At 35.4% G+C, this 15,292-nt stretch carries 9 protein-coding genes; 4 read left to right on the forward strand and 5 right to left on the reverse strand.

Annotated elements, in window-relative coordinates:
• Window positions 1-125: 125 nt before the first annotated feature.
• Complete coding sequence (locus tag SOM12_RS04495; RefSeq protein ID WP_320492544.1) at window positions 126-7,409, forward strand: pectinesterase family protein; 7,284 nt, start codon at window positions 126-128, stop codon at window positions 7,407-7,409.
• 77 nt (window positions 7,410-7,486) lie between these two features.
• Entirely contained in the window at window positions 7,487-8,143 is a 657-nt protein-coding gene (locus SOM12_RS04500; protein ID WP_320492545.1) for a hypothetical protein, read from the forward strand.
• 354 nt (window positions 8,144-8,497) lie between these two features.
• Here SOM12_RS04500 and SOM12_RS04505 read toward each other — a convergent pair whose 3' ends face one another.
• The 5 genes from SOM12_RS04505 to SOM12_RS04525 all read right to left on the reverse strand — a co-directional run bounded on the left by SOM12_RS04505 (window position 8,498) and on the right by SOM12_RS04525 (window position 12,441).
• Window positions 8,498-9,598, reverse strand: a complete 1,101-nt coding sequence (locus SOM12_RS04505; RefSeq protein WP_320492546.1) for a sensor histidine kinase — start codon at window positions 9,596-9,598, stop codon at window positions 8,498-8,500.
• A 38-nt stretch (window positions 9,599-9,636) separates the two neighbouring features.
• Complete coding sequence (locus SOM12_RS04510; protein ID WP_320492547.1) at window positions 9,637-10,335, reverse strand: LytTR family DNA-binding domain-containing protein; 699 nt, start codon at window positions 10,333-10,335, stop codon at window positions 9,637-9,639.
• 126 nt (window positions 10,336-10,461) lie between these two features.
• Window positions 10,462-11,028, reverse strand: a complete 567-nt coding sequence (locus tag SOM12_RS04515) for a porin family protein (protein WP_320492548.1) — start codon at window positions 11,026-11,028, stop codon at window positions 10,462-10,464.
• Window positions 11,029-11,057: 29 nt separating this feature from the next.
• A complete protein-coding gene (locus SOM12_RS04520; protein ID WP_320492549.1) occupies window positions 11,058-11,462 on the reverse strand; it encodes a hypothetical protein in 405 nt (134 codons plus the stop codon).
• A gap of 358 nt (window positions 11,463-11,820) precedes the next feature.
• Window positions 11,821-12,441, reverse strand: coding sequence for a hypothetical protein (locus SOM12_RS04525; RefSeq protein ID WP_320492550.1), 621 nt, complete (start codon window positions 12,439-12,441; stop codon window positions 11,821-11,823).
• Between the two features lie 355 nt (window positions 12,442-12,796).
• Here SOM12_RS04525 and SOM12_RS04530 point away from each other — a divergent pair, with 355 nt between their 5' ends.
• Together SOM12_RS04530 and SOM12_RS04535 are read left to right on the forward strand one after the other, a co-directional pair.
• On the forward strand, window positions 12,797-13,486 hold the full coding sequence (locus SOM12_RS04530; RefSeq protein WP_320492551.1) for a DUF4397 domain-containing protein: 690 nt from the start codon (window positions 12,797-12,799) through the stop codon (window positions 13,484-13,486).
• A 362-nt stretch (window positions 13,487-13,848) separates the two neighbouring features.
• Window positions 13,849-15,292: AsmA family protein (locus tag SOM12_RS04535; RefSeq protein ID WP_320492552.1), on the forward strand; the 1,444-nt coding region annotated here is incomplete at its 3' end.

Genomic DNA, 15,292 nt, shown 5'->3' on the forward strand with positions numbered 1-15,292 from the left:
CTGTTAAATCAGCGTCCACAATTTTTTTAACGGAGAATTAAAATTTATAAACTATCAATAGGATTTGAAAAATAGGAAAAAAACCTTTTGAAATTATTACTAACTAAAACCATATCTAAACCAAAATGAAAAAACAATTTATTTATCTATTCCTCATGTTGTTTACAGTCATGGGGTTTTCTCAGACCATAGAGAAAATTGAAGCTGAAACTTTTAATCAGGCTTCAGGAGCACGAGCTGAAACCAATGCCGCCCGTTCGGGAGGCGGAAACGTTGGTTACATAAAGAACAATACCTGGATTAAATTTAACTCCGTTAACTTTACCGAATTTGTTACCCGTTTTGATATCGCGGCAGCAGGAGCGACCGGAGGAACAATCGAATTTAGATTGGGTTCTGCAACGGGAACTTTAGTGGGTTCTGCCACAGTATCAGGAAGTGCCAGTTTTACCGATTACAAGAAATTTTCGGCTGCCATTACGCCAACAACAGGTTCATATGATTTATATCTGGTGTTTTTGGGGACTGGTACAGGATATTTGTTTAATGTAGATTATTTCGAGAAAGTAACCGAGAATCCAAATGCCATAACGCACAAACTAACTGTAGATGTAAATCCGGCTTCATCTGGAACCGTTACGCTTAATCCTGCAGGAACCACATTTGCTAAAGGAACCGAAATAAAACTGACCGCCAATAAAAATTTTGGCTATAATTTTAAACAATGGATAGATGATAAAGGAGCTGTGGTATCAACAGCCAATCCGTTCACTTATACTCTCAATGCAGATGCAGCGCTTATCGCCCAATATGATGCTGCAGCAACTTATACTTTGAATGTAAATGCAAACGGAGCTTTTGGTTTAGGAGATTATACGATTTCTCCAGCAGGAAAAGACGGTGCATTTTCGGTTTATGAAAGCGGAACAAATGTTATGATTACCGCGGTTGAAAATGATATTATAAAATTCAGCAACTGGTCTGATGGCTCAACGTCGTTAAGCACTTCTGTAGTGATGAACGAGAATAAAACTGTTACAGGAACGTACGCCAATCAGACTTTCATTGCAGGATGGACATTCAAAAATGATCAATATGCAAATCCCAGGGTTGCTGAATTTTATTCTAAAGTAGAAAATAGACCTCAGTTATTTGCTTATAATGTTGCAGATAATGTTTTTGCGCCCAACGTAAGACTTCAAAACAGAGGCGGAAAAAGCGGATTTTGCGTTTGGAATACCGAAAGAGGAAATTTTTATTATTTTATGACGACACTTTCTACAGTGGGTTATAGAAATATTAATGTTGCTTCGGGATTATTAGGCTATTATTACGGTTGTGATGAATGGACGTTTCAATATTCATTAGACGGAGTAAATTTTGCAAATGTTTCGGCACTTACTACAATCAATACCAATGCCATTACCAATATCGGTGGCATTCTTCCTGCTGAAGCAGAAGGGAAAGAGAAAATCTATTTGAGATGGTTTCCTAACATTAGCGGACCAAAACATGGATCTGCAAGTGATGTTACGGCTACAATTTTATCAAATTTAATGATCAAAGCCGATGAAGTTTTGGTAACCGATACTGTTGCGCCAGTTTTGGAATCTTCATTTCCATCTGAAGCAGCGAGTTCTGTTGCGGCCAACGGAAGCATTATTTTAAACTATAACGAACAGGTTCAATTCGGAGCAGGAAATGCTGTTTTAAACGGCAAAAACTTAAGCGCCGAATTTGTAAACAAAACATTGAAATTCAGCTATTTCGGGTTAGAATATAACAAGCAATATACTTTTACGCTTCCCGCAGGATTTGTAAAAGATCTTTCAGGAAATGATGGGCCAGCGCTTACGTTGTCTTTTAAAACAATGGAAAAGCCAATCCCAACAAAACGTAAATTTGATTTGATTGTTGATGCAGATGCAACTGACGATCAAATTGCTTCAGGGAAATATGTAAAAACAATAGCAGAAGCTTTTAGTGCTGCGCCTAATAATTCGGCATCAAGATTTTTAGTATTAATTACAAACGGAACTTATAATTTGGGTGGAGACGGAACAAATCCGCAAGATGTGGTTTTAAGGCTTCCATCAGGAAAAAATAATGTTTCGCTAATTGCACAATCCAAAGACAAAGTAATTCTGCAGGGAAATCCAGGATGGGGAATTAAAAACGCTGTTCTTTCTATTGAAGCCAATGATTTGTACATGGAAAATGTCACGATCGAGCATAAAGACGGAATCACAACTTCTGGACAAAGACCAGCATTGAATCCTGCGGGAGACCGAAATGTTTATAATGGAGTTCGTCTTAGAAGTAAACAAGACACACAGGTTACAGGAGGAAAAAGAAGTTTTTACTACAAATCTACAATCGAAGGAGATGTTGATTTTATCTGTGGCGGAGGAACACACTGGTTTGAAGAATGTAAATTGGTTTCTGTTGCTTCAGGTTATATCGTAGCGCCAAATCATGATACGGCTACTCAATACGGTTATATTTTTAATAACAATACGATTACTGCTTCGACTAGTTATTATTTAGGACGTCCTTGGCAAAATGCACCAAGAGCGGTTTATCTCAACACCAAAATGATGACTGAACCGAATACGGCTGGTTGGGCAAGTATGGGAACAGTACCAGCGCTTTTTGCAGAGTACAATAGTGTTGATGGAAACGGCATAGCAGTAAATACCGATAACAGAACCAATATATTTACGGTAAGCGGCGTTGCTCAAACAGGAAACTATAATCCAGTTTTAACCAAAGCACAAGCAGACCAATTCACGATAGAAAATGTTTTAAGTGGTACAGACAAATGGGATCCGCGTGTCATTGTAGAACAAGTTGCAAAACCAGCAAATCTTGTAGTTTCAGACAAAAACACTTTAAAATGGGATGAGAATAAATACGCGATATGTTATATTATCAGCAAAGATGGTAAAATAGTATTGATTACTACAGAAACAACTTTTATAGATGCTTCTACTGTGGCAGGAACATATAATTATACCATTCAAGCGGCAAACGAATATGGCGGATTTAGTGATTTGAGCAGTATTATTATGGCTATTAATGGTGGAGTAACAAAATCTTCCGTTAGCTATTTGAATTCTATTGATGGTGCAGTTTTGTCAGGCTTGAGTCCGATAGAATATACTGAGGGCACCGTTCTAAAACTTCCGATTCCAACTTTAACAGGATACACTTTTTACGGATGGTCAGCCTCTGCAACAACAGCAAATGCGTTAACTGAAATTGCTGCAACGGCAACAGGAAATCAGACATTATATGCTTATTGGGGAGTTGGAGGAAACAACAAACCAGATGAAGTAACGCCACCGTCTAATTTTGATTATGAATTTACAGCAGCTGTAAACAAAAGCTGGGACAATGCAGGCAACTTTAACCCAGCTGCAATGCCTATCGCCGGCAAAACGGTTTCGGTTGCTAAAGAAATAGAAACAACGGCAAATGTTTTTCCTGCCGATATGATTTTGTCTGGCGCGGGAACACTTCGTTTAAGAGGCGCACACAAAGCGACGGGAACATTAACTTTTAAGGAAGGAACAAGAGTGTATTACAATACAAGCGGAGCGGGTATGGCTTTAGAAGCGCCCATGGTCATTTCTGGTAATGTAAGATTTGAAATGATTTCTGGAATAGCCAATCAAACTATAATGACTTTAAGCGGGCCTATTTCTGGAAATGGAACAATCTCGCCATTAAATACTGGCCAAGGGGTTAACGCCAATATAGGAACATTGCTTCTAAAAGGAGATAACAGCGAATTTATTGGCATTTGGGATTTGACGCAGAAAAGCACCAAATTTCCAGCATTAAATTATCGAACAGTTATTGAGGGGGCTTCTGCAAATGCGTTTGGCTTTGGAACAATTAATATCAGTAAAGAAAATTCTGTTATTTTCAGCCATGAACGTGCTGCAGGATCTAATTTAAATTTGAATATTTCAGAAAATGGCAAAGCTTCATTAAATACGGTTTTAAATGTGCAAAAACTTACTATTAATGGAGTAGAATTTAAAGAAGGAACTTACGATAAAACAACAAACCCAGAATTCTTTGTCGGAGAAGGAAAAATCGAAGTCAAAAAAGAAGCAACGGGAGGAGGAAATGAATCGGTTCCTGCATTTCCAGGAGCTGAAGGTTATGGAAAATATGTTACGGGTGGCCGTGGCGGAAAAGTAATTTACGTGACCAATTTAAATGATTCTGGTGCAGGTTCGCTTCGTGATGCTACTGGTCAGGCCGGACCTAGAATTGTTGTTTTTAAAGTGTCAGGAAATATTGAATTGAAAAGCGAACTGAATATTACCGACAATATCACAATTGCTGGACAAACAGCACCTGGAGGCGGAATCACTTTAAAAGACTATAATGTGAAAGTAAGAGGAAATAATGTTATTCTGCGTTATTTGAGATTCAGAATGGGAGATACTCATGATGTCGAAAATGATGCACTTGGAGGACGTTTTCAAAAAAATATTATCGTAGACCACTGTTCTATGAGCTGGTCAACTGACGAATGTGTTTCTTTTTATCAGAATGAAAATTTCACTTTGCAATGGTGCATTATTTCTGAGAGTCTTCGAAATTCTGTCCACGCCAAAGGAGCACACGGATATGGCGGTGTTTGGGGAGGCAAAAACGCTTCTTTCCATCATAATTTGTTAGCGCATCATGACAGCCGAAATCCAAGGTTGGGAGAATATGCCAATGATATTTTTGCTAAAACAGATTTGGTGGATATTCGTAATAACGTAATTTACAATTGGGGCGGAAACAGCTGTTATGGCGGAGATGCGATGAATGTAAACTTGGTAAACAATTATTGGAAACCAGGTCCTGGAACTTCAAACTCGACCAAAGAGCGCATTTTATCAACAGGAAGAAGTCTAGACGCTACTTCGCCATTATATGGAATTTGGGGTAAATATTTTGTAGACGGAAATTATGTGGTGGGATCGGAAAGAGCAACGCAGGATAACTGGACATATGGCGTTTACAGCCAATTTCATGGCAGCCAGCTTCCGGTAAGCGATGCAGATAAAGCAGCATTGAAAATCAGCGCACCACATGCTTTTGGAGAAATTACGACTCATAGCGCTACAAAGGCCTATGAATTAGTTTTAGAAAATGCAGGGGCAAATCTATACAGAGATGCTGTCGATAAGAGAGCTGTAGACGACACACGTTCTGGCAAGGCTGGTATTATGAATGGAGGTAACGGAAGCACTAACGGCTATATCGACACGCCTTCAGCAACAGGCGGATGGCCGGTATTGCCTTCTGGAGAAGCTCCTACTGATACAGACGGTGATGGTATGCCTGATAAATGGGAAACAGAAAAAGGATTAAATCCTGCAAGTTCTGCTGACGGTAATTTAAAGACAATTGACGGAAAATATACTAATGTTGAAGTTTACATCAACAGTATTGTTAATCACATTACAGAAAACCAAAACGGAAGTTTAGAGCTATATGTAAATCCGCAGAATTTTGTGGAAAAATACAATGCGGCAGAAAACGGCTCTAAATTTATCATGGCGAGCGGTACATATACGACGGCAACAGATCTAGCGGTTAAAAACCATAAATATACTTTTATGCCAGATGCTGACGCTAAACCTGTTTTTGCAGGATCTTTTGCTTCGGAGAATCCAGAAATTATTTCAGGAAGCTTCAGTTTTGATGGTGTTGATTTTGATTTGACAAATGCTGGAGCGAATGTGCTTCAGTTGAAAAAAGGTGCAAGCGTATCAAGTTTCGAAATTAAAAATGCCACTATAAAAGGAATCAAACAAAGTTTACTGATAGGTGATGGAGCTAGTGAAAGCCCTATTTCAAAAATTGTTTTAGAAAATTGTGTTATTGATGGAAGCGCAGCAGCAGGTGGAAGTTTTATTCAGCCAGATTCGCATATTGTAAATTCGATTTCGGTTAAAAATTCGACTATTTTCAATTACGAAAAAGGGAACAGTTTTTTGATCCTTCAAAACAAAAATGCCGCAGCTCAAACGGTAAATATAACTTTTGAAAGCAACACGATTTATAATTCAGGAAATGCAGATGGAAACGGATTTGTGTTTGTAGACAATCAGTACAGTGCTGCATCGGCTTACTCTTTCAAAAATAATATTATGCAGGACGAAAGAGAAAATTCAAAACCTATTTATCTCTTCAATTCTAATAATGCGGCAGGAGCAGGAAAACTATTGATAGACAACAACCTTCTTGTTGGTGTTTTTTCGCAAACAGTTAAAGGATCGGTTACGGTTAGCGAAACCAATGGTAAGACTTTAATTGGTTTAGGATTAACAGCACTTGCGTATCCAAATCCAGGGCAGGGAAACTTTAGCTTTTCTAAAAATTCACCTTTAGCGAAAGCTTCTTTGGAAGGAGGAGTACTGGGAGATCCAAGATGGTTAAAAGCAGAAGCAAAGTTTTCACAGATAAACTATCTAAATTCTATTGATGGAAAAACCATAACACTTGATCCAATCGAATACATGGAAGGTGCTATTACGAACTTAAAAACACCAAAATTGGAAGGTTATACTTTCTTTGGATGGTCAGCTACAGCGACAGCACCTGGACTATTAAAAACAATTCCAGCGACTGCAACAGGAAATCAAACTTTTTATGCATTTTGGGGCGAAGGAGGAAACAATAAACCAGATCCAAAACCAATTGTAAAATCGGGTGTTTCATACCTCAATTCACTTGACGGTAAAGCTATTTCTGATTTAACTCCGATAGAATATACGGAAGGTACAGCGTTGGCATTGCCAGTTCCTAGCTTAAAGGATTATACGTTTTACGGATGGTCAGTTTCGGCTACGACACCAAATACAATTAAAGAAATTGCAGTTACGGCGACAGGAAATCAGACTTTCTATGCTTTTTGGGGATCTGGCGGAAACAACAAACAGGATGAACCGCCTACTTTTTACAATATTTCCTATTTGAATCTGCCGGCTGGAGCAGCTAATCCAAATAAAACAAGCGCACAAACGGGAATTGCTTTTACGCTGGAAGAGGCGCAATGTTCGGGATATCGATTTTTAGGATGGTACGCAGATGCTTTGTACGCAAAAGAAATAACTGGTTTTGGCACTTCTCAGAAAGATAATTTCACGCTTTACGGGCGCTGGAAAAAGCTGGGAGAGTTTTTAGTTTTCCCAACAGTGGCTACAGGAAAAGTAACCTTGAAATCAAGTGCAGAATTTGACCAGTTGGCAATCTTTAGTATGAATGGGCTTTTAGTTAAACAAGTTGATGTCATTGGTTCCGAATCGGAGATTCCGGTCTCAGATTTACCCTCTGGATCTTATTTCATTAAAAGCCTTAAAACAGGCCAGACGGCTAGAATTATCGTGAAATAAATTTAAGATTCGGGATGAAATTTAATGTTCATCCCGAACTACCAAAAACTAGTTTTAATAATTAAATCATCGTAGACATGAATAATAATATAAAAATATTAGTCTTGGCTTTCATTGCATTACTGTCTTCTTGTTCAAGTGATAGTGATAGTAATCAAGATATTAATACAAACAATACAAACAAAGGATTTTTAAAAATTGGCAGCCAAACGATAGAACTATCGCAAGGCTATTTGGAAAATTATGGCATTCGAGGAAATGCTTACAATATTGATTTTTCGCTGCGATCTAAATCTATTTCTGCAACTGAAAATGGAGCAGTAGTATATTTCGAATTGTTTTCTTCGCTTCAAAATAATTTGGCAAGGGGAGATTATAGTTATGGAGGTTTTTCTGAAGCTACAGCTTATACTTTTACAAAGTGGGGACAATCTCTTTTAGGTACAAATATCAATAACGCAAAAGGAACTTTGTCGGTTACAAACGGAGTTAGTATTCGTCCAACAGGCGGCATTTTTAAAGTTATCGAAAATGGAGCCAAGTATAAAGTGAGTTTTACGGGAAAAGGCACGGCGACAGTGTTTAAAGACGGCGTTATTGCTTCAACTCAAAATGATGTTAGTTTCACTATCCAGTACTTTGGAGATGTGAAGAAATCCGAAGGGAAAACATTTGTTTCTACTGCCAAAAATGCATCGGCAATTGAAAAAGATCACGCTGTTATTTTTAAGTAATTCAAAAATGGAATATAAAAAATAATCTAAAAGATTAGATAGATTTATGCGATGCTTTTTGTGTAACGCTATCTAAGGACAAGTCAAAAAAGAGCAGCAAAAACAGGCTGTCTCACAACACGTGGAATAGCCTGTTTTTTGTTTTTTACTCGGAAAGAATACTATGGCCGCCAGTATATTATTTACAGCTTTTCACGAAAGTGAGCAGACTCTTCAACTATATGAAAATTTAAGTTCTTCAGATTGTGATTCAGAACTACATTTATACAAAAGCAGCAGTATTTATGCAGATACCAGCCACACAGAGCGGAAAGATCGACTTGAAGTCTGGCTGCGAAAGTTGTATGATTAAACTCATACTGGGAGTTTCAAAAATACGGAATACTGCTTATTTTGCTTTGAGGAAATTAATTCATATCCAGAATTGGTAAACAATAATTCCAATCTTCTTTTAATGTTGACCAGCCCTGCTCCGCTGGAATTTTTTATCTTTAATTTTGTGATAGCTGGTACCGAATTAACAGCAGTGAAATGAAAATGATTATCTTTAATTTTTAATCCGATGTTCACGAAAGATGTGTTGGAAGAATCTGCACTATGTTTAATGGCATTTTCGACAAGTATAATTAAAATATTGGGTGGAACTTTAAAACCTTTTATTTCCTTTTCATCGTATTCTAGTAGAAAATTAAAGTTATCCCTTCGAATCTTCTCAAGCTCAAGATAGTCAGTAATAAATTTTATTTCCGATGAAAGATAGATTTGATTACGGTCGGTTTCGTAAATAAGATGCCTCAGAAAACTGCTCAGTTTTACAATTATGTATGAAGCTTTTTCTGGTTCGGTAGCTGTTAAAACATTGATATTGTTCAGCATATTAAATAAAAAATGTGGATGTATCTGATTACGAAGTGCAGTAAGTTCACTGTCAATTGCACGTTCTTCCAATTCTTTTATCCTTTTTATGTCTTTTATCCATCTCTGTAAAAGTTTAAGAGCCGTTGACAGTAATAAAAAAGGAGTTAAAATAATAGTGAAAATTATTGATGCACCTACTAGGTTAAAATCTGATATAGGAGCTAAAAGGCGATTTGGCTCTAAAATAAAAATGTGAAAAGCAGCTAAAAGAAATGCTTCAAACAAATTCACCATTCCAAAAGAAATAATATAAAGTAAAGCCTTTCCTCTATAGATAAAATAGGGTGTAAGCTTGTACATATTTATGTAGAAAAGGGAAATTAGAAAAAAAAGACTAAATATCCAGTCCAAATGATCGAAAACGCCTTCGAATTCACCCCATCTTTTATCCTTTAAAAGCAGAAATCCAAGAAAAACAATGCCAAGGATATGTCTAATTATCCTATATTTTTCATTTGTTAGCCCATTAAATAGTTTATCTACCGTAATATCTTGCAAATTTATTTTTAGCTCAGTTTCACTTTTTGATTTGTCCATATTTTAGTTTGACTTTATACTTCTAGAGTGGATATTTATCAACCCAAAAAATGTTTGTGTATTTCATTTTGATAAGTTCTTCCTATAGGGATTTCAAGATCGTCAATGAAGATAGTTGTTCTGTCAAAGGAGTCAATAACGTTCATGTTCACCACATAAGATTTACTCACTCGCAAAAAAACTTCTGCTGGTAGTTTTATATGCAGTGTCTTAATATTCATTGCAGTTACGAATTTATCTTTTTTTGTATGAATTACCACATAATCTTTTAGCCCTTCAAGATAAATAATATCCTTAAAAAGTATTCTATGATATTTTCGTTCAGCTTTAATTATTATAAAAATTTCATTGCTCGTCTCGAAAGTACTTTTATGCGTCTGAAGTAATTTCATCTGAATAGCAGCCTTCTCAACAGCTTTATCAAATCTGGTTTGATTTATGGGTTTTAAAAGATAATCTAAGGCTTCTACCTCATAACTGTCAATAGCATATTGGGGATAGGCTGTAGTAAATATTAAAAGAATCTTTTTATTAATATTTTTTGCAAATTCTAAACCACTATCATCAGGCATTTCTATATCAAGAAAGATAACATCAACATCGTTTTCCTGAAGGAAAGCTTCCGCTGGAGCGACACTGTTAAACGAATTTAAAAGCTCCAGATTTCCATTTTTCATAATTAAATGTCTAAGACCTTCTCTTGCCAGCGGTTCATCATCTACAATAATACATTTCATGTTCTTTATTTGGGTTAATTATCCTGCTTTTTAAAATATTATTTGATTGTCAAATAAGGATAAATTAAAAATATTCTGTAAAGTTATGACTTTATTTATTGCATCACTAACAATCTGCTGGTAACTCTAGAAGAGCCTAAGTGCCAGGCCAACTTGAATCTGCTGGCTGTTTGATCTGCCTCCAAAATCGCTTATATCAGAAAAACCCCAAGAATATCGGCCGTAAATAATTAACGGATGAAGGTTTATTTCGGCACCTGCAACAGCGGCAAAGTCTGTGTTGTTAAATATTTTTTTTCCATTTTCCTTTAGACTTTTTTCGGAATCAGCAAGAAAACTGAACTGCGGTCCAGCCGTAAATGTGATAAAGCCTTCATTATTAATTCTTAATAATATTGGAACGCTGATGTAATTTAAACTTTTTTTACCTTTAAATGCATTGTTTACAACATCTGAATAGCTGTCTTCGATGGTTGTATTGGTTTGATTAAAAAGGACTTCGCCCTGAAGACCGATAGCGCTGGAAATGTCAACATAGATAAAACCTCCTGCCTGATATCCAAGTTCAAATTTATCATCAAAACTATTTCCATTAATTTTATTAAGATTTGCGCCGGCTTTGGCTCCAATATGTAATTGGGCATTTGTTACTGTCATTATAAAAAGAGAGATAAGGGTAATAATCTTTTTCATTTAAAAAATGTTTTTATTGTATGAATAATTTAATTGTTTAAAATCTGCATAAAATATATGCTCCAGGAGCCATTTTTTTTTTGCAGGATGATGTTATAAAGTTTTGTATATTTTGCCTGCATTCCCCTAAAAGCAGCTTGAAAGAGAGTTTCATTACATGTAAGCATAAGCAGGGATGAACTTAATCTAATTTCTTGCAGAACTTGTAAATCAGAGTATGCTCTTTTATTGAGCTGAAGCATTCTATACTCTTCAATTTGTGATCTTTGGAAAATTTTTAGACCTTCAGGTTCAATATGGATTATTGCATTTTTAAGAAGTTTTGCGTATGACAATGGATCATTGTGATAACTTTCAAGATCTAAAATAAGGGTTTCAATATTTTTACGTTCCCTATCTGTAAAAAGATACTGAGTGCTGCCAAGGTTTTTCATTATTGATTAAATGTAAGGGTTAGAAAATATATTTGTGACATCAATTACTGGCAATTTTGTTTGTTTTTAAAAGGCTGCTTCACATTTTTACATGATCCACAGCCCCTTATAATAGTTTTTTTATGCTGTCACAATTTCTGCAGTTCCACTGTACTAGGCCGATTCATGATATTAATAGAATATCTTGGTGATTTTTTGAATTATGTTTTTTCTACTGAGTATACTTTTATATTAGTAGAATAAATTTCTTTAAAAATGACTTAACTTGACCGTGATATTAAAGCAGTTGGGCAATAGCTTCAATATGGTCTGCTTCAACTGTATCATAAAACCAAACAGGATAGTCATAATTGGTCTTTTATCTTCCAGTCTTTAAAGAAGTTATCTCAGAGTAACTTTCCAATTTATCTTTCGCCCAAATTTCCGATCTAACCACTCCAATTTCAGGGTTATACCATTCTGTGACTTTTGCCTTTACTGGTATCCCAATAAAACCAACTTTTATTTTCAGTTCAAAATCATATGTTATCTTAATGCATTTCCAAGTACCTGCTTTTGTAGAAATACTCTCATTTCCTGTTACTTTACGGTTATTCACCTTCACAGATAGCTTCACATTTTTTCCTTCTGGGCTGGTTTGCTGATATTCAAAAACCATATTTGTTTTTAAATCCTGCCCCTTAATCATATTGTTCGGGTAGTTGAATGCGGCCTCCTTTTTTGTTTTTGTATCGACAGCTCCTACTCCCCAAAGTACCTGATTGACATTACATGAGTAATGAAGTGTTTTGTCTTCGGTTACTTTTCCATCCTGTGTTTTTACCGAATGGAGATCGGAAGTAACTTCGCCATTTTTGAGGCTTGCTCCTGTAACAGTCAAAGTTGTAACGCTTTTTATTTCTTTTCCGGCACCGTATTCTGTAGTCTGAATACTTGAGCCTTTTTTGCTGTAGTATGATTTTTCGCAAACCTGTGCCAAGGAATTAAAACATGTAACGGAAAAAAATATAAGACAAATGTTAAAAATTTTCATCTGTATGTTGATTGAATTGATTGCAAACTTATGGAGTAAAGAGGAGGGAATTTTTTAAATTATACAAATGCATATTATTATTATACTACTGGCTGTTTTTTGGATACATATGTAGAGAACTGCTTATCGGCATATTGATTAAAATCATATATGTAAAAATTTAGATTGTATTTATGTATTTTATATAAGAAATATTGCTCTTTGTATAAATTACGATAATCTCTCACCTTTTTGCTTTTTATTTGTCCACTGTAAAAAATAATAGAAAAGAAGACTTCTCTTTATAACAATACAAATCTTTATGAGCGAAAATTTAAAAAACAAATTAGGGTTGGTTTTATTTTTCATGGCCGCAGTGATTTCATTAACATCGTGTGATGACAATCAGATTGATATTTTTGGTTATGCTAAAATAAAAATTGTAAATGCCGCGCCGCATTCTAAAACACAGCATTTTTTTTTCATCAGCGGCATAATTGCCAGAGATCTTGATTATTCTGAAAGTACCAATTCTTATCTCTCAGTGAAATCGGGTGATAAGCTGGCAGCACAATTCAGAGATCAGAGTGATGGAAATACCATTGCCTCTGGCAGTATTTATCTGCAGAATAAAGACCGCTACACAATTTATCTTGCAGAAGATAATAGTGGGAGGGAAAGAATTTATTCATTTAAGGATGATCTGTCTTCACCACAGAAAGGAAAAGTAAAAGTTAAATTTATTCATTTGTCAGGTACAGGTCCTTCTGAAGTTTCATTCAGCTCTAATACTGCGGGAGTTTCTGCTGAAGTAAGCCGAAATAACCAAACCAGATATTACGAGCTAAATCCCGGCCCTATAAGCATCTCGGTAAAAAAAGCAGGACAGGATGAGAATGAGGAGCTTTCTTCTACAAGTACTCCTCAGTTAATCGAAGGCAAAATTTACACTATTGTATTTACTTCGTCATACAATAATTCGTATGATCTGCTGCTTTTCAGGCAAATATAAAATGGGTCATCTCGGGAATTATTTTCTTATCAAAATCCAGCATTATAGAGCTGTGGATTTGCACTGCACTGGCGGCCACTATCATTAATAAAGATGTTTTACCTCTGAATTATTTTTGCTGGAAATCTGTTTCAAATTTATAGTTGCAAGTACACTTGAAAAAATAATCGTTTTTTTTTTTAACATCTCTTTTCCAGCTGTACTAGTGTTAAAGTTTTAAAAGAAGTATTCCCTCCAGAATTTGATCTGCGCACAGAACATATATATTATTGTCTGTTATTTTTGAGTTAATATCTCAATCGAGATTTTTTCTTGACAGCTAAATCTATATTTTTAAAATCTTAAAACGATACCCCAAAAAAATGACTAAGAAGTTCCTAAAGAAAGCTGCAATTAGTATTACGACGTTATTTCTACTTTTAATAATTGTACTAACAATTGTTCCGTATGTTTTTAAAGACGAAATAACGGCTAAATTAGAAAGTATAGCCAATGAGAAACTAGATGCTGAAGTGCGTTTTGATCAGATTGGGCTTTCCGTTTTTAAACATTTTCCGGCATTGACCATTTATGCTAAAAATGTTAGTGTAATGAGCAAAAAGAAACAGTTTCAAGCAGCAAGCATTGTAAAGGCAGGAAGGGTGTCTGCAGGTCTGAATTTTTACAGTTTATTGAAGGGAAAGATTGTTTTAGATGCCGTATATCTCGATGAAGCAGATTTAAATCTTGAAATAGATTCTAAAGGAAACGCCAATTTTAATATTGTCAAACCTTCTAAATCGGTAGATACGGCAAAGACAGAATTCAATATTAAAAAGGTTGTTATAAAGCAAACCAATATATCATACAATGACAGAAGCTCACTTTTAAAATTTAAGGTTCAGGATTTGAACTATAAAGGCAAAGGCGATTTAAGTGCCGATTTATTTGATCTTGATTCTAATGTAAAAATTAAATCATTCGATTTTAGCTTAAACGGTGTTGATTATGTGCGAAATAAACCTATCAATGCTGAAATAATCACTTACATAGACGCTAAAGCACTTAAGTTTAAATTTGAGCGTAATGTTATCCGCATTAAAAATTTTCCGTTCTCATTTAATGGCCATTTTGCGTTTATAAAAGGAGGATATGACTTTGATCTGCGTATGCAGTCTAAAAATTCTACCTTAGAAGAAATGCTCTCCCTTGTGCCTCCAGCTTACGATAAGTGGCGTGAAGAAATGACCATTAGCGGTAATATTGATTTTAGGATTTTTGCGCGCGGAAGGTATATGCAGGACCTTTCAGAAAAGCCAATTGTTTCTGCTGATTTGCAAATTAACAACGGTACAATTGCTTATAAAAGAATAAAAGATCCAGTAAAAGATATCAATATATCAGCCAAAGCAGAGGTTAAAGAGTTAGACATTAATAAATTAAAGTTTGATTTGGATAATTTGTCATTTAATCTGGATAAAAAGAAAACGACAGTTAATTTCCATTCTGAAGGTTTTAAAAAGCTAAAAATTAAAACGGCTGTAAAAGCCGATTTAGATTTGGCAAAATTAAAAGAAGCCTTAAATCTTAATCAGAATGATATTCGTGGAGATATTGCTTTGGATTTAAAAGCCGACGGTATTTTTTTAAGAGATTTAGGTTTTAGTCCGCGTTTAAATAAAGTAGATACGATCATTAAAAGCATTCCTAAATTTCAGCTAAATCTTAGCCTAAAAAATGGATATCTTCAAAACATAAAGAAAAAAGATGCAGTAAAAAATATTCACCTAAATCTAACGGTGACAGCAAAAGACAGTATTTTAAGAA

Source organism: Flavobacterium sp. CFBP9031, assembly GCF_034044945.1.
Lineage (GTDB): Bacteria > Bacteroidota > Bacteroidia > Flavobacteriales > Flavobacteriaceae > Flavobacterium.